Source organism: Streptomyces sp. NPDC005438 (assembly GCF_040606315.1).
Lineage (GTDB): Bacteria > Actinomycetota > Actinomycetes > Streptomycetales > Streptomycetaceae > Streptomyces.
The window spans coordinates 152,524-169,583 of record NZ_JBEXEP010000007.1; the positions used below are offsets into that span (position 1 = coordinate 152,524).

Annotated in this window: 11 protein-coding genes; all 11 read left to right on the top strand. The window is 66.9% G+C overall.

Annotated elements, in window-relative coordinates:
* Window positions 1-26 precede the first annotated feature (26 nt).
* The 11 genes from rplA to tuf all read left to right on the top strand — a co-directional run bounded on the left by rplA (window position 27) and on the right by tuf (window position 16,989).
* On the top strand, window positions 27-740 hold the full coding sequence (gene rplA / locus ABZT14_RS16665; protein WP_356302629.1) for a 50S ribosomal protein L1: 714 nt from the start codon (window positions 27-29) through the stop codon (window positions 738-740).
* Window positions 741-944: 204 nt separating this feature from the next.
* Window positions 945-1,850, top strand: a complete 906-nt coding sequence (locus ABZT14_RS16670; RefSeq protein WP_356302632.1) for a hypothetical protein — start codon at window positions 945-947, stop codon at window positions 1,848-1,850.
* 290 nt (window positions 1,851-2,140) lie between these two features.
* Window positions 2,141-2,683: a 50S ribosomal protein L10 gene (gene rplJ, locus ABZT14_RS16675; protein ID WP_356302635.1), complete on the top strand. Its 543-nt coding sequence runs from the start codon at window positions 2,141-2,143 to the stop codon at window positions 2,681-2,683.
* Between the two features lie 149 nt (window positions 2,684-2,832).
* Complete coding sequence (gene rplL, locus ABZT14_RS16680; RefSeq protein WP_356302638.1) at window positions 2,833-3,225, top strand: 50S ribosomal protein L7/L12; 393 nt, start codon at window positions 2,833-2,835, stop codon at window positions 3,223-3,225.
* Between the two features lie 618 nt (window positions 3,226-3,843).
* Entirely contained in the window at window positions 3,844-7,329 is a 3,486-nt protein-coding gene (rpoB, locus tag ABZT14_RS16685; protein ID WP_356302641.1) for a DNA-directed RNA polymerase subunit beta, read from the top strand.
* Window positions 7,330-7,450: 121 nt separating this feature from the next.
* A complete protein-coding gene (locus ABZT14_RS16690; RefSeq protein ID WP_356303122.1) occupies window positions 7,451-11,350 on the top strand; it encodes a DNA-directed RNA polymerase subunit beta' in 3,900 nt (1,299 codons plus the stop codon).
* A gap of 307 nt (window positions 11,351-11,657) precedes the next feature.
* The gene (locus ABZT14_RS16695; protein WP_356302644.1) at window positions 11,658-12,182 is read left to right on the top strand and encodes a DUF1707 and DUF4190 domain-containing protein; all 525 of its coding nucleotides are present in this window, start codon (window positions 11,658-11,660) and stop codon (window positions 12,180-12,182) included.
* A gap of 390 nt (window positions 12,183-12,572) precedes the next feature.
* A complete protein-coding gene (gene rpsL / locus ABZT14_RS16700; RefSeq protein ID WP_003948652.1) occupies window positions 12,573-12,944 on the top strand; it encodes a 30S ribosomal protein S12 in 372 nt (123 codons plus the stop codon).
* 2 nt (window positions 12,945-12,946) lie between these two features.
* The gene (gene rpsG, locus ABZT14_RS16705) at window positions 12,947-13,417 is read left to right on the top strand and encodes a 30S ribosomal protein S7 (protein ID WP_356302647.1); all 471 of its coding nucleotides are present in this window, start codon (window positions 12,947-12,949) and stop codon (window positions 13,415-13,417) included.
* 39 nt (window positions 13,418-13,456) lie between these two features.
* Complete coding sequence (gene fusA / locus ABZT14_RS16710) at window positions 13,457-15,580, top strand: elongation factor G (protein WP_356302650.1); 2,124 nt, start codon at window positions 13,457-13,459, stop codon at window positions 15,578-15,580.
* A gap of 215 nt (window positions 15,581-15,795) precedes the next feature.
* Window positions 15,796-16,989 carry an elongation factor Tu gene (gene tuf, locus ABZT14_RS16715; protein ID WP_356302653.1) on the top strand — a complete coding sequence of 398 codons (1,194 nt, stop codon included), beginning with the start codon at window positions 15,796-15,798 and terminating at the stop codon, window positions 16,987-16,989.
* Window positions 16,990-17,060 lie beyond the last annotated feature (71 nt).

Genomic DNA, 17,060 nt, shown 5'->3' on the forward strand with positions numbered 1-17,060 from the left:
ACTCCATTCGCAGATCAGGAGCAGTAGTGAAGCGCAGCAAGAACCTCCGCAGCGCGGACAGCAAGGTGGACCGTACGCAGCAGTACGCTCCCCTGGAGGCGATCCGTCTGGCCAAGGAGACCGCCTCGACCAAGTTCGACGCGACCGTCGAGGTCGCCCTGCGGCTGGGCGTCGACCCCCGCAAGGCCGACCAGATGGTCCGCGGCACCGTGAACCTCCCGCACGGCACCGGTAAGACCGCCCGGGTCCTGGTCTTCGCGACCGGTGACCGTGCTGCGGCGGCGGAGGCCGCGGGAGCCGACATCGTCGGCTCCGACGAACTGATCGACGAGGTCTCCAAGGGCCGGCTGGACTTCGACGCGGTCGTCGCCACCCCGGACCTGATGGGCAAGGTCGGTCGTCTCGGCCGGGTGCTGGGCCCCCGTGGTCTGATGCCCAACCCGAAGACCGGCACCGTCACCCCGGACGTGGCCAAGGCCGTCACGGACATCAAGGGCGGCAAGATCGAGTTCCGTGTCGACAAGCACGGCAACCTGCACTTCATCATCGGCAAGGTGTCCTTCGACGACGCCAAGCTGGTGGAGAACTACGCCGCCGCCCTCGAAGAGATCCTGCGGCTGAAGCCCTCCGCGGCCAAGGGCCGTTACGTCAAGAAGGGCACCATCACCACCACGATGGGCCCCGGCATCCCGCTGGACGCCAACCGCACCCGCAACCTCCTGGTGGAGGAGCCGGTCTGATCGCACGTTCCCACTCCCTCCTGAACGGGGGAAGTCGAGGACGCGGCGAACCCGAGGCCGGGGTGGGGCTCTCTGTGAGCACCCGCCCCGGCCTTTCGCGTGCCCGGTGGAGCCGGTGCCCACCCCGGCTGTCGGCGCCACCACATAGGGTGAACGGCAGTCGACGAGGGGGACGTCAGGCGTTCCCCCCAGGGGGTGGAGAACATGCGCAGGACCCGTATCGCCGCGCTGGCCGTGAGCGCGGCGCTGATGGTGGGGCTGTCCGGCTGCGGGGGTGACGACTCCAGCGGTGATGCCGGTGACGGGGCCCGCGAGAAGGGCGAGAGACGCGAGACGGCCCAGCGGTCCACCAACGCGGTGACCGCCCTCAAGGCCGTGTCACGGAGCACCAGGAACGAGGACTCGGCCCGGGTCGAGGGCACCCAGAGCCAGACCCTGCCCGGCGGCACCGAGTCCCACGTCACCACGAAGGGTGCGATGGACTGGTCCGAGGGAGGCATCACCGGCAACCTCGACGTCACCCAGTCCGGCGGGGCGGTCCAGGGCAGCCCGATCGACGGCAAGGCCCTCCCGGCGCGGTACACACCCGACGCGATGTACCTCAACATGGGCGACGACTTCGCCCGCGAGGCGGGCGGCGGCGCCCACTGGATCAAGTACGACTACGACGTCCTGGCCAAGAAGGCCGGCGCCTCGGGCTCGTTCGTCAAGGACCAGTTGCAGAACAACAACCCCTCCCGCTCGGTGGAGTTGCTGTTGGCCGCCGGCAAGGTGCGCAAGGTGGGCGAGGAGTCCGTACGGGGCACCCCCACCACCCACTACTCCGGCACCGTCGACATCGCCGAACTGGCCAAGCTCCAGTCCACCAACCTCTCCGAGCAGGAACTGGAGTCGCTGCGGACCCAGCTGCGCCAGACCGGGCTGACCAGCCAGCGCATCGACCTGTGGGTGGACGGCGACGACCTGCTGGTCAAGAAGCGGGAGAGCGGCAAGAGCGAGCAGGGGGACAGCTCCTTCGACTCCACCGTCCACTACTCCGACTACGGCACCTCCGTGAAGGTCTCCGAGCCGTCCTCCTCCGACACCGTGGACTTCGAGAAGATCGGCTGACCCGCACCCACCGAATCCGTCCGGCCGTGCGATCGGGCGGATTTGGTGGTACGGCACCGCTTCACGTACTCTCACCGGGAAGCCAAAGACCGCTGGTCGTCGCCGTGCCCGACTCGGGCGAGGTGGCCGAAGGATCCGCTAGCTGCGGACGACCCGCGCAGGTGAACTGGACACGCTCCCAAGCCCGTTGACGGTTTGGTGGAGCCGCGCCCCGTGCCCCTGCGCCGGGGCGCTCGTTTTGTTCAGCCCCTTCCGAGCGGTCCTCATCACCCGGAAGGAGGCCGAGGCTCATGGCAAGGGACCAGGTCGCGCCTGACAAGATCGAAGCCGTGAAGGAGATGACGGACAAGTTCCGCAACTCCAACGCCGCGGTGGTCACCGCGTACACCGGACTCTCGGTGGCCCAGCTCCAGAAGCTGCGCCGTTCGCTCGGTGACACCACTCAGTACCGTGTGGTGAAGAACACGCTGACCAAGATCGCCGCGAACGAGGCGGGGATTAACGAGCTGGACGAGTACTTCATCGGCTCGTCCGCCGTCGCCTTCGTGACCGGGGACCCGGTCGAGGCGGCGAAGGGTCTTCGTGACTTCGCCAAGGAGAACCCCGCCCTCGTGATCAAGGGTGGGATCGTCGACGGCAGCGTGCTGTCCGCCGAGGAGATCAACAAGCTCGCGGACCTCGAGTCCCGTGAGGTGCTGCTCGCCAAGCTGGCCGGTGGCATGAAGGCGTCCATGGCCAAGGCCGCGGCGACCTTCCAGGCCCCGCTTACGAAGATGGTCCGCACCGCGGACGCCCTTCGCGGCAAGGTCGAAGAGCAGGGCGGTGCCGGTTAGCCGGCTCCCGTCGAGGCCGGGTCGAGGCCGAACCCCCACACCGCTGAGGCGGCGGCGCGGTTCGCACCCCTTGCTCCCGGTCGCAGCGGGCCCGACGCCCGCCAACCCGTACATCCGGCACCAGCCGAACTAGTGGAAGGACCGCCACCATGGCGAAGCTCAGCCAGGACGAGCTGCTCGAGCAGTTCAGCGAGATGACCCTCATCGAGCTCTCCGAGTTCGTGAAGGCCTTCGAAGAGAAGTTCGACGTCGAGGCCGCCGCCCCGGCCGCCGCTGTCGTAGCCGCCCCCCCGGGTCAGGGTGGCGACGTTGCCGAGGCCGAGGCCGAGCAGGACGAGTTCGACGTCGTCCTCACCGGCGCCGGCGACAAGAAGATCCAGGTCATCAAGGTCGTGCGTGAGCTGACCTCGCTCGGCCTGAAGGAGGCCAAGGACCTGGTCGACGGCACCCCGAAGCCGGTCCTGGAGAAGGTCAACAAGGAGGCCGCGGACAAGGCCAAGGAGTCCCTCGAGGGCGCCGGCGCCTCCGTCGAGGTCAAGTGACCCCCGGTCCCGTCGCCGTCGTATGACGGAGGTAGGGGCCTGACAGTGGGTCGGCCTCGGCCGGCTGACTGACCAGGGGCGATCACCCGCACGGGTGGTCGCCCCTGAGTGTTTTCGGGTGTGGCTGGACGCGCCTCGTACCGGCATGGGTAGGCTGATCGTCGTTGCCCAGGCCGGCCACACAGGGGCTTCTGGCGGACAGTCCACCCTTGACGAACCGCACCCGGCACGCGATTCTCGGGGCGCGTCACACTTCGGTTCGGAATCCGAGGCATGGATCGAAGTGGATGCGGGAAGTCTTGCCGCAGCAAGGGGGTTCGGCGATTCGAGGCCGCCGTACCACCGAGGACAATCCAAGAGCACAGCCGCCGTACGGGCTTGGGAAGAAGCCGGTACGCCGGTCCGTTGAACAAGCGGGTGGACGCCTCTCGGCCGAGGGGTTCGTGCCACCACCGAAGGGAGAGATTGGCACTGAGCCGATCTCCGAAAATCTCTTCTGGACAGCAGTGGGCCAACTGGCTACACTGACACTTTGCGCTGCCTATTAGCTGCCCCCATTCCGTCATCAGGGGCACCGGTATGCGCGTAGTGAGTCCGAGCCCTCGGAAGGACCCCCTCTTGGCCGCCTCGCGCAACGCCTCGACCGCACATTCGAACAACGGCGCCAGCACCGCCCCGCTGCGTATCTCCTTCGCGAAGATCAAGGAACCTCTAGGGGTTCCCAATCTCCTGGCCCTGCAGACCGAGAGCTTCGACTGGCTCCTCGGCAACGAGGCGTGGAAGTCCCGCGTCGAGGCCGCGTTGGATTCCGGTCAGGACGTCCCCACCAAGTCCGGTCTGGAGGAGATCTTCGAGGAGATCTCCCCGATCGAGGACTTCTCCGGGTCGATGTCACTGACGTTCCGTGACCACCGCTTCGAGCCCCCCAAGAACTCGATCGACGAGTGCAAGGAGCGGGACTTCACCTACGCCGCTCCACTGTTCGTCACCGCGGAGTTCACCAACAACGAGACCGGGGAGATCAAGTCCCAGACGGTCTTCATGGGTGACTTCCCGCTGATGACCGACAAGGGCACGTTCTGCATCAACGGCACCGAGCGTGTCGTCGTCTCGCAGCTGGTGCGCTCCCCGGGTGTCTACTTCGACAGCTCCATCGACAAGACCTCCGACAAGGACATCTACTCCGCCAAGATCATCCCCTCCCGGGGTGCCTGGCTGGAGATGGAGATCGACAAGCGCGACATGGTCGGTGTGCGCATCGACCGCAAGCGCAAGCAGTCGGTCACCGTGCTGCTGAAGGCCCTGGGCTGGACCACCGACCAGATCCTGGAGGAGTTCGGCCAGTACGAGTCCATGCGGGCCACCCTGGAGAAGGACCACACCCAGGGTCAGGACGACGCGCTGCTGGACATCTACCGCAAGCTCCGTCCGGGCGAGCCCCCGACCCGTGAGGCCGCCCAGACCCTGCTGGAGAACCTCTACTTCAACCCCAAGCGCTACGACCTGGCCAAGGTCGGCCGGTACAAGATCAACAAGAAGCTCGGTGGCGACGAGCCGCTGAACTCCGGCGTTCTCACCAGCGAGGACGTCATCGCCACGATCAAGTACCTGGTCCGTCTGCACGCCGGCGAGACCGAGCACACCGCCTCCAACGGCGACGTGATCGTGGTCGAGACCGACGACATCGACCACTTCGGCAACCGCCGTCTGCGGAACGTCGGCGAGCTGATCCAGAACCAGGTGCGCACCGGGCTGGCCCGTATGGAGCGGGTCGTCCGCGAGCGGATGACCACCCAGGACGTGGAGGCCATCACTCCGCAGACCCTGATCAACATCCGCCCCGTCGTGGCCTCCATCAAGGAGTTCTTCGGCACCTCCCAGCTGTCCCAGTTCATGGACCAGACGAACCCGCTGTCCGGGCTGACGCACAAGCGGCGTCTGTCCGCGCTGGGCCCCGGTGGTCTCAGCCGTGAGCGGGCCGGCTTCGAGGTCCGTGACGTGCACCCCTCGCACTACGGCCGCATGTGTCCGATCGAGACCCCCGAGGGTCCCAACATCGGTCTGATCGGTTCGCTCGCCTCCTACGGCCGGGTCAACGCCTTCGGCTTCGTGGAGACCCCGTACCGCAAGGTCCGCGAAGGTGTCGTCAGCGACGAGGTCGACTACCTCACCGCCGACGAGGAGGACCGGTTCGTCATCGCCCAGGCCAACGCCCCGTTGACCGACGAGATGACCTTCGCCGAGGAACGCGTGCTGGTCCGCCGCCGTGGCGGCGAGGTCGACCTCATTCCCGGCGTGGAAGTCGACTACATGGACGTCTCCCCGCGCCAGATGGTGTCGGTGGCGACCGCCATGATCCCCTTCCTGGAGCACGACGACGCCAACCGCGCCCTGATGGGCTCCAACATGATGCGGCAGGCCGTGCCGCTCATTAAGGCCGAGTCGCCGCTGGTCGGCACCGGCATGGAGTACCGCTGCGCGGTCGACGCCGGTGACGTCATCAAGGCCGAGAAGGACGGTGTCGTCCAGGAGGTCTCGGCCGACTACGTCACCGTGGCCAACGACGACGGCACCTACATCACCTACCGCATCGCCAAGTTCTCCCGCTCCAACCAGGGCACCTCCTTCAACCAGAAGGTCCTGGTCGACGAGAACGACCGCGTGGTCGTTGGCCAGGTGCTGGCCGACGGCCCCTCCACCGAGGACGGTGAGATGGCGCTGGGCAAGAACCTGCTCGTCGCCTTCATGCCGTGGGAGGGCCACAACTACGAGGACGCGATCATCCTCTCCCAGCGGCTGGTCCAGGACGACGTCCTGTCCTCCATCCACATCGAGGAACACGAGGTCGACGCCCGGGACACCAAGCTGGGCCCGGAGGAGATCACCCGCGACATCCCCAACGTCTCCGAGGAGGTGCTGGCCGACCTCGACGAGCGGGGCATCATCCGCATCGGCGCCGAGGTCGAGGCCGGCGACATCCTGGTCGGCAAGGTGACCCCCAAGGGCGAGACCGAGCTGACCCCCGAGGAGCGGCTGCTGCGCGCGATCTTCGGCGAGAAGGCGCGCGAGGTCCGTGACACCTCGCTGAAGGTGCCGCACGGCGAGACCGGCAAGGTCATCGGCGTACGGGTCTTCGACCGCGAGGAGGGCGACGAACTGCCCCCCGGCGTCAACCAGTTGGTGCGGGTGTACGTCGCCCAGAAGCGCAAGATCACCGACGGTGACAAGCTCGCCGGCCGTCACGGCAACAAGGGCGTCATCTCCAAGATCCTGCCGGTCGAGGACATGCCGTTCATGGAGGACGGCACCCCCGTCGACATCATCCTCAACCCGCTCGGCGTCCCGTCCCGGATGAACCCGGGCCAGGTGCTGGAGATCCACCTCGGCTGGCTGGCCAGCCAGGGCTGGAAGGTCGAGGGCGCCGACGAGGAGTGGAAGAAGCGGCTGCACGCCATCGCCGCCGACGAAGTCGAGCCCGGCACCAACGTCGCCACCCCGGTCTTCGACGGCGCCCGGGAGGACGAGATCGCGGGCCTCTTCGCCGCCACCGTCCCCAACCGGGACGGCGACCGGATGGTGAAGGAGTCCGGCAAGGCCCGGCTGTTCGACGGCCGCTCCGGCGAGCCGTTCCCGGACCCGATCTCCGTCGGCTACATGTACATCCTCAAGCTCCACCACCTGGTCGACGACAAGCTGCACGCCCGCTCGACCGGGCCGTACTCGATGATCACCCAGCAGCCCCTGGGCGGTAAGGCCCAGTTCGGTGGCCAGCGCTTCGGCGAGATGGAGGTCTGGGCCCTGGAGGCATACGGCGCCGCGTACGCCCTCCAGGAACTGCTGACCATCAAGTCCGACGACGTCACCGGCCGCGTGAAGGTGTACGAGGCCATCGTCAAGGGCGAGAACATCCCCGAGCCCGGCATCCCCGAGTCCTTCAAGGTGCTGATCAAGGAGATGCAGTCGCTCTGCCTCAACGTGGAGGTGCTGTCCTCGGACGGCATGTCCATCGAGATGCGCGACACGGACGAGGACGTCTTCCGCGCGGCGGAGGAACTCGGAATCGACCTGTCCCGGCGCGAGCCGAGCAGCGTCGAAGAGGTCTGACGGGTTGGCCGGGACCTCCACCTGAGGTCCCGGCTCTCCCCGGACCCGTACAGACCATGCTGAAGCGCCCCATATCGCTTCTCGGCGAGGGGGCACAACCCTGAAAGAGGGATTGACGACAGTGCTCGACGTCAACTTCTTCGACGAACTGCGGATCGGCCTGGCCACGGCTGACGACATCCGTCAGTGGTCGCACGGCGAGGTCAAGAAGCCGGAGACCATCAACTACCGCACCCTCAAGCCCGAGAAGGACGGACTCTTCTGCGAGAAGATCTTCGGCCCCACCCGGGACTGGGAGTGCTACTGCGGCAAGTACAAGCGCGTCCGCTTCAAGGGCATCATCTGTGAGCGCTGTGGCGTCGAGGTCACCCGCGCCAAGGTGCGCCGCGAGCGGATGGGCCACATCGAACTCGCCGCCCCCGTCACCCACATCTGGTACTTCAAGGGCGTCCCCTCCCGGTTGGGCTACCTGCTCGACCTCGCCCCCAAGGACCTGGAAAAGGTCATCTACTTCGCCGCGTACATGATCACGTACGTGGACGAGGAGCGCCGCACCCAGGACCTGCCCTCCCTGGAAGCCCACGTCTCCGTCGAGCGCCAGCAGATCGAACAGCGCCGCGACGCCGACCTGGAAGCCCGGGCCAAGAAGCAGGAGACCGACCTCGCCGAGCTGGAGGCCGAGGGGGCCAAGGCCGACGTACGCCGCAAGGTCCGCGAAGGCGCCGAGCGGGAGATGAAGCAGCTCCGCGACCGCGCCCAGCGCGAGATCGACCGCCTCGACGAGGTCTGGAACCGCTTCAAGAACCTCAAGGTCCAGGACCTGGAGGGCGACGAGCTGCTCTACCGCGAGCTGCGCGACCGGTTCGGCACCTACTTCGACGGCTCCATGGGCGCCGCCGCCCTGCAGAAGCGGCTGGAGACCTTCGACCTCGACGAGGAGGCCGAGAAGCTCCGCGAGATCATCCGCACCGGCAAGGGCCAGAAGAAGACCCGCGCCCTGAAGCGGCTCAAGGTCGTCTCCGCGTTCCTCCAGACCCGCAACAGCCCCAAGGGCATGGTCCTGGACTGCGTGCCGGTCATCCCGCCGGACCTGCGCCCCATGGTGCAGCTCGACGGTGGCCGCTTCGCCACCTCCGACCTCAACGACCTGTACCGCAGGGTCATCAACCGCAACAACCGACTGAAGCGTCTGCTCGACCTCGGCGCCCCCGAGATCATCGTCAACAACGAGAAGCGGATGCTCCAGGAGGCCGTCGACGCCCTGTTCGACAACGGCCGCCGCGGCCGTCCGGTCACCGGACCGGGCAACCGTCCGCTGAAGTCGCTGTCCGACATGCTCAAGGGCAAGCAGGGCCGCTTCCGTCAGAACCTGCTGGGCAAGCGCGTCGACTACTCCGCCCGTTCGGTGATCGTCGTCGGCCCCCAGCTCAAGCTGCACCAGTGCGGCCTGCCCAAGGCCATGGCCCTGGAGCTGTTCAAGCCCTTCGTCATGAAGCGGCTGGTCGACCTCAACCACGCGCAGAACATCAAGTCCGCCAAGCGGATGGTCGAGCGCGGCCGTACGGTCGTGTACGACGTGCTGGAAGAGGTCATCGCCGAACACCCGGTGCTGCTCAACCGCGCACCGACCCTGCACCGCCTGGGCATCCAGGCCTTCGAGCCGCAGCTCGTCGAGGGCAAGGCGATCCAGATCCACCCGCTGGTCTGCACCGCCTTCAACGCCGACTTCGACGGCGACCAGATGGCCGTCCACCTGCCGCTGTCGGCGGAGGCCCAGGCCGAGGCCCGCATCCTGATGCTGTCCTCGAACAACATCCTCAAGCCGGCCGACGGCCGACCGGTCACCATGCCCACCCAGGACATGGTGCTCGGACTGTTCTTCCTCACCACCGACGAGGAACAGCGCAAGACCATCGGTGACGGCAGGTCCTTCGGCTCGGTCGCCGAGGCCATCATGGCCTTCGACGCCCGGGAACTCTCCCTCCAGGCGAAGATCGACATCCGCTTCCCGGTCGGCACCATCCCGCCGCGCGGCTGGACCCCGCCGACCCCCGAGGAGGGCGAGCCGGAGTACCAGCTCGGTGACAGCTTCCGGCTGCACACCACCCTCGGGCGGGCGCTGTTCAACGAACTGCTGCCCGAGGACTACCCGTTCGTCGACTACTCGGTGGGCAAGAGGCAGCTCTCCGAGATCGTCAACGACCTGGCCGAGCGGTACCCCAAGGTGATCGTGGCCGCCGCCCTGGACAACCTCAAGGCGGCCGGCTTCCACTGGGCGACCCGCTCCGGCGTCACCGTGGCCATCTCCGACGTGGTGGTCCCGGAGGCCAAGAAGGAGATCATCGGCCGCTACGAGGCGGACGACGAGAAGGTCCAGAAGCAGTACGAGCGGGGTCTGATCACCAAGGACGAGCGGACCCAGGAACTCATCAACATCTGGACCAAGGCCACCGGCGAGGTCGCGGACGCGATGAACGCCAACTTCCCGAAGACCAACCCCATCTTCATGATGGTGGACTCGGGTGCCCGAGGAAACATGATGCAGATGCGTCAGATCGCGGGTATGCGTGGCCTGGTGTCCAACGCCAAGAACGAGACCATCCCGCGGCCCATCAAGGCGTCCTTCCGCGAGGGTCTGTCCGTGCTGGAGTACTTCATCTCCACCCACGGTGCCCGAAAGGGTCTCGCCGACACCGCTCTGCGTACCGCCGACTCCGGGTACCTGACCCGTCGTCTGGTGGACGTCTCCCAGGACGTGATCATCCGCGAGGAGGACTGCGGCACCGACCGTGGCCTCAAGCTGGACATCGCGGGCAAGGGCGCCGACGGCGTCCTGCGCAAGGCCGAGGACGTGGAGACCAGCGTGTACGCGCGCTGCCTCGCCGAGGACATCGTCGTCGACGGCAAGGTGATGGCCCCGGCCGGCACCGACCTGGGCGACGTGCTCATCGACGAGCTGGTGCGCCACGGCGTACAGACCGTCAAGACCCGCTCGGTCCTCACCTGCGAGTCCGCGGTCGGCACCTGCGCCATGTGCTACGGCCGTTCGCTGGCCACCGGCAAGCTGGTCGACATCGGCGAGGCGGTCGGCATCATCGCCGCCCAGTCCATCGGTGAGCCCGGCACCCAGCTGACGATGCGTACCTTCCACACCGGTGGTGTGGCCGGTGACGACATCACCCAGGGTCTGCCGCGTGTGGTCGAGCTGTTCGAGGCCCGTACCCCCAAGGGTGTCGCGCCGATCTCCGAATCGGCCGGCCGGGTCCGTATCGAGGAGACCGAGAAGACCAAGAAGGTCGTGGTCACCCCCGACGACGGTTCCGACGAGACCTCGTACGGCGTCTCCAAGCGCGCCCGCCTGCTGGTCGAGGAAGGCGGACACGTCACCGTCGGCCAGCCGCTGACCGTGGGCGCCACCAACCCGCACGACGTGCTGCGCATCCTGGGGCAGCGGGCCGTGCAGGTGCACCTGGTGGGAGAGGTCCAGAAGGTCTACAACTCCCAGGGTGTGTCCATCCACGACAAGCACATCGAGATCATCATCCGGCAGATGCTCCGCCGGGTGACGATCATCGAGTCCGGCGACGCCGAGCTGCTGCCCGGTGAGCTGGTGGAGCGCACCAAGTTCGAGGGTGAGAACCGTCGGGTCGTACGCGAGGGCGGTTCGCCGGCCTCGGGTCGTCCGCAGCTGATGGGCATCACCAAGGCCTCGCTGGCCACCGAGTCGTGGCTGTCGGCGGCGTCCTTCCAGGAGACCACCAGGGTCCTCACCGACGCGGCGATCAACGCCAAGTCGGACTCCCTGATCGGCCTCAAGGAGAACGTCATCATCGGTAAGCTCATCCCGGCCGGTACGGGCCTGTCCCGCTACCGCAACATCCGGGTGGAGCCCACCGAGGAGGCCAAGGCCGCGATGTACTCGGCCGTCGGTTACGACGACATCGACTACTCGCCCTTCGGCACCGGCTCCGGCCAGGCGGTCCCGCTGGAGGACTACGACTACGGGCCCTACACCGGCTGATCCGGTACCAGGCTCGGGCCTTCCGCACGGCGCCCGCCCCAGGGAGTTCGCTCCCCGGGGCGGGCGCCGTGTGACGTTCCGACCCCCGGACGCCCGCCAACGGCGTGGGCGTGACCGGCGGTTGGCGAACCGGGCGCCGGCCCGGCCGAGTTGGCGGACGGGGCCCGATGAGGTGACGGTTCGGACTCGGGGGAACCACGGTCACCGCTGGTACGTCTGTCGTCGTGACGGGTCTGGACTTCCCGGGGTACGTGTCGACGTGCACTATGGAAGTCGACGTGGCGTGGCCACGATGGGGGTGAGGAAGATGCTCGCGAGTGAAGCGGACCGGGAGCGCACCAGCGACGTCCTACGGGCGGGGTACGCCGAAGGCCGGTTGAGCCAGCACGAGTTCGACCGCCGTACCTCCCTGGTGCTCAAGGCGACCACGGTGGAGGAACTCAAGCACCTGGTCGGGGACCTGCCCAAGGGGCCGGGCACCGTGACGCGCGCCCCCGCCGCGCACGGGCACTACGGCCCGCCGATGGGATACGGCCCCCCTATGGCGCCGCACCCGCAGATGCACATGCCCCCGATGGCGCCGGCCCCTCCGGTCAACGGCAACGCCATGGCCGCGTTGATCTGCGGCATCCTCGGCTTCGCCACCGGCCTGACCGCCATCCCCGCGGTGATCCTGGGGCACATGGCCCGGGCGGAGATCCGTCGGACCGGTCAGCCCGGGGACGGCCACGCGGTCGCGGGTCTGGTGATGGGCTGGCTCGTGATCGGGTTCGGGCTGCTGTTCGTGCTGTTCTTCTTCATGTTGTTCGCGGCGATCTCACACACCCCGTAGCGCGCTGACCTGCGCTGTCGGCGGGGCAGTCGCCCCCCGGTGGGGGACCGGTCGGCGAGACGCCCTTTCGCCCGTCGACGGCGCCGAGTACGGTTCCGGGAAGTCGCTGGACCGGGCCGGTGGAGGCCCGGAGGTGGGCCCTGGGGTTCTGTTTTGACCGGGGCCAGTGGGCTGGGTAGGCTCTGACCTTGTGCCTGGGGTATCCCCTGCGCTCCCGTACGCGCGCTGATCGCGCGGGACGCGCGGATGGCGACACCGAATTCTGCACGTCCCCCCGCTTTCGCGGGAGTGCGCAGCCTTCGACACACCCGACCTCGTGGGTCGGACAGGTGGCCCAGGTTAGCTTTACCGTCGCTGGTCATACCCAGCAGAGAAGAAACCGGAGAAACGGTGCCTACGATCCAGCAGCTGGTCCGAAAGGGCCGGCAGGACAAGGTCGAGAAGAACAAGACGCCGGCACTTGAGGGTTCGCCCCAGCGTCGTGGCGTCTGCACGCGTGTGTTCACCACCACCCCGAAGAAGCCGAACTCGGCCCTGCGTAAGGTCGCGCGTGTGCGTCTGACCAGCGGCATCGAGGTCACCGCTTACATCCCGGGTGAGGGCCACAACCTCCAGGAGCACTCCATCGTGCTCGTGCGTGGTGGCCGTGTGAAGGACCTGCCGGGTGTGCGTTACAAGATCATCCGCGGCTCCCTCGACACGCAGGGCGTCAAGAACCGCAAGCAGGCTCGCAGCCGCTACGGCGCCAAGAAGGAGAAGTAAACATGCCTCGTAAGGGCCCCGCCCCGAAGCGACCGGTCATCGTCGACCCGGTGTACGGCACTCCTCTGGTGACCTCCCTCATCAACAAGGTGCTCCTGAACGGCAAGCGCTCCACCGCCGAGCGCATTGTCTACGGCGCCATGGAGGGGCTGCGCGACAAGACCGGCAACGACCCGGTCATCACGCTCAAGCGCGCGCTGGAGAACATCAAGCCGACCCTGGAGGTCAAGTCCCGCCGAGTCGGCGGCGCCACCTACCAGGTCCCGGTCGAGGTCAAGCCCGGCCGTGCCTCCACGCTCGCGCTGCGCTGGCTCGTCGGCTACTCGCGCGCCCGTCGTGAGAAGACCATGACCGAGCGTCTGATGAACGAGTTGCTCGACGCCTCCAACGGCCTTGGTGCCGCTGTGAAGAAGCGCGAGGACACCCACAAGATGGCCGAGTCCAACAAGGCCTTCGCGCACTACCGCTGGTAGTCGCAGACCCCATCGAGACCGAGAGAAGACTGAAGCCTTATGGCTACCACTTCACTTGACCTGGCCAAGGTCCGCAACATCGGGATCATGGCCCACATCGACGCGGGCAAGACGACGACCACCGAGCGGATCCTGTTCTACACCGGTGTCAGCTACAAGATCGGTGAGGTCCACGACGGCGCAGCCACCATGGACTGGATGGAGCAGGAGCAGGAGCGCGGCATCACGATCACGTCGGCCGCGACGACCTGCCACTGGCCGCTCAACAACGTCGACCACACGATCAACATCATCGACACCCCCGGGCACGTCGACTTCACCGTTGAGGTGGAGCGCTCCCTGCGGGTCCTCGACGGTGCGGTGACGGTGTTCGACGGGGTGGCCGGAGTCGAGCCGCAGTCGGAGACCGTGTGGCGGCAGGCCGACCGTTACGGCGTACCGCGCATCTGCTTCGTCAACAAGCTGGACCGCACCGGTGCCGAGTTCCACCGCTGCGTCGACATGATCGAGGACCGCCTGGGTGCGGTGCCCCTGGTCATGCAGCTGCCGATCGGCACCGAGGCCGACTTCCGGGGCGTGGTCGACCTCGTCCAGATGAAGGCCCTGGTGTGGTCCGCCGAGGCCAAGATGGGCGAGATGTACGACACGATCGACATCCCGGACACCCACACCGAGGCGGCCGACGAGTGGCGCGGCAAGCTGCTGGAGGCCGTGGCCGAGAACGACGAGGAGATGATGGAGCTGTACCTGGAGGGCGAGGAGCCCTCCGAGGAGCAGCTGATGGCGGCCATCCGCCGCATCACCCTCGCCTCCACCGGCGCCGAGGGCTCCATCACCGTCACCCCGGTGTTCTGCGGTACCGCGTTCAAGAACAAGGGTGTGCAGCCGCTGCTCGACGCTGTCGTGCGCTACCTGCCCTCCCCCCTGGACGTGGAGGCCGTGGAAGGCCAGTCGGTCAAGGACTCCGAGGAGATCATCACGCGTCGTCCCTCCGAGGACGAGCCGATGGCCGCCCTGGCATTCAAGATCGCCAGCGACCCGCACCTGGGCAAGCTGACCTTCATCCGTATCTACTCGGGCCGTCTCAACACCGGTACCCAGGTGCTGAACTCGGTGAAGGGCAAGAAGGAACGCATCGGCAAGATCTACCGGATGCACGCCAACAAGCGTGAGGAGATCGAGTCGGTGGGCGCCGGCGACATCGTCGCCGTCATGGGTCTCAAGCAGACCACCACCGGTGAGACGCTCTGCGACGCGGGCAGCCCGGTGATCCTGGAGTCGATGGAGTTCCCCGCTCCGGTCATCCAGGTCGCCATCGAGCCCAAGTCGAAGGGCGACCAGGAGAAGCTGGGCATCGCGATCCAGCGTCTCGCCGAGGAGGACCCGTCCTTCCAGGTGCACACCGACGAGGAGACCGGCCAGACGATCATCGCCGGTATGGGCGAGCTGCACCTCGACGTGCTGGTCGACCGTATGAAGCGCGAGTTCCGCGTCGAGGCCAACGTCGGTAAGCCGCAGGTCGCGTACCGCGAGACCCTCCGCAAGCGGGTTGAGAAGGTCGACTACACGCACAAGAAGCAGACTGGTGGTTCCGGCCAGTTCGCCAAGGTGCAGATCGACGTCGAACCGCTTGAGGGCGACGGCTACGAGTTCGAGAACAAGGTCACCGGTGGCCGCATCCCCCGGGAGTACATCCCCTCGGTGGACGCCGGCTGCCAGGAGGCCCTGGAGTTCGGTGTGTTGGCGGGCTACCCGCTGACCGGTGTCAAGGTGACGCTGCTCGACGGCGCCTACCACGACGTCGACTCCTCCGAGATGGCGTTCAAGATCGCCGGTTCCATGGCGTTCAAGGAGGCCGCCCGGAGGGCCAGCCCCGCGCTGCTCGAACCGATGATGGTCGTCGAGGTCACCACGCCCGAGGACTACATGGGCGACGTGATTGGTGACATCAACTCCCGCCGTGGCCAGGTACAAGCCATGGAGGACCGGGGTGGTGCCAAGCTCGTCAAGGCTCTGGTGCCGCTGTCGGAGATGTTCGGTTACGTCGGTGACCTGCGTAGCAAGACCTCTGGTCGCGCCAGCTACTCAATGCAGTTCGACTCCTACGCCGAGGTTCCCAAGAACGTCGCCGAGGAGATCATCGCGAAGGCCCGGGGTGAGTGACGCGGTCATCCCGCGTCAATGAAACCCTTAGGCTGGAGCCAAGGCATTCGGGGTATCCGTCACAGTCCTTCGGGCCTGTGACGGGCCCCCGGCCGCCAGCCCCCAGCGAAACGGTCAAGGGCGTCCCCTAGGGGTCCTGACCGGTTCGGAAGACCATCTGCAAACCCTCCGCAGAATGTGGAGGGTGTACAGCACCAGTCCACAGGAGGACCCCAGTGGCGAAGGCGAAGTTCGAGCGGACTAAGCCGCACGTCAACATCGGCACCATCGGTCACGTCGACCACGGTAAGACCACTCTTACCGCGGCGATCACCAAGGTGCTGCATGACGAGTACCCGGACCTGAACCCCTTCACGCCTTTCGAGGACATCGACAAGGCGCCGGAGGAGCGGCAGCGCGGTATCACCATCTCCATCGCGCACGTGGAGTACCAGACGGCCAACCGTCACTACGCCCACGTGGACTGCCCGGGTCACGCGGACTACATCAAGAACATGATCACCGGTGCCGCGCAGATGGACGGCGCGATCCTGGTGGTCGCCGCGACTGACGGCCCCATGCCGCAGACCAAGGAGCACGTGCTGCTGGCCCGCCAGTCCGGCGTGCCGTACATCGTGGTCGCCCTCAACAAGGCGGACATGGTGGACGACGAGGAGATCATGGAGCTCGTCGAGCTCGAGGTCCGTGAGCTGCTCTCCGAGTACGAGTTCCCGGGCGACGACCTGCCGGTCATCAAGGTCTCGGCGCTCAAGGCGCTTGAGGGCGACGCCGAGTGGACCCAGACCATCGTCGACCTGATGAGCGCCGTGGACGAGAACGTCCCGGAGCCCAAGCGTGACGTGGACCAGCCGTTCCTCATGCCCATCGAGGACGTCTTCACGATCACCGGTCGCGGTACGGTCGTCACCGGCCGTATCGAGCGCGGTGTGCTGAAGGTCAACGAGAACGTCGACATCATCGGTATCAAGGAGGAGAAGACCTCCACCACCGTTACCGGTATCGAGATGTTCCGCAAGCTCCTCGACGAGGGCCAGGCCGGTGAGAACGTCGGTCTGCTGCTCCGCGGCATCAAGCGCGAGGACGTCGAGCGCGGCCAGTGCATCATCAAGCCGGGCTCTGTCACCCCGCACACCGAGTTCGAGGCCACGGCCTACATCCTGTCGAAGGACGAGGGTGGCCGTCACACCCCCTTCTTCAACAACTACCGCCCGCAGTTCTACTTCCGTACCACGGACGTGACCGGCGTGGTGACCCTCCCCGAGGGCACCGAGATGGTCATGCCGGGCGACAACGCCACCATGTCGGTCCAGCTGATCCAGCCGGTCGCCATGGAGGAGGGCCTGCGGTTCACCATCCGTGAGGGTGGCCGTACCGTCGGCGCCGGCCAGGTCACCAAGGTCACCAAGTGACCTGATCCCTGCGGTTCCTCCGTGGACCCTGGGGCTGGCCTCACGGCTTGAGAGGGGCCCGTACGACTCCG

Bases quoted from the DNA above. Each gene is read 5' to 3' on its own strand.
- ABZT14_RS16695 (WP_356302644.1), top strand. From the start codon at position 11,658: ATGCTCGCGAGTGAAGCGGACCGGGAGCGCACCAGCGACGTCCTACGG.
- rplL (WP_356302638.1), top strand. From the start codon at position 2,833: ATGGCGAAGCTCAGCCAGGACGAGCTGCTCGAGCAGTTCAGCGAGATG.
- fusA (WP_356302650.1), top strand. From the start codon at position 13,457: ATGGCTACCACTTCACTTGACCTGGCCAAGGTCCGCAACATCGGGATC.
- ABZT14_RS16670 (WP_356302632.1), top strand. From the start codon at position 945: ATGCGCAGGACCCGTATCGCCGCGCTGGCCGTGAGCGCGGCGCTGATG.
- rpsG (WP_356302647.1), top strand. From the start codon at position 12,947: ATGCCTCGTAAGGGCCCCGCCCCGAAGCGACCGGTCATCGTCGACCCG.
- rplJ (WP_356302635.1), top strand. From the start codon at position 2,141: ATGGCAAGGGACCAGGTCGCGCCTGACAAGATCGAAGCCGTGAAGGAG.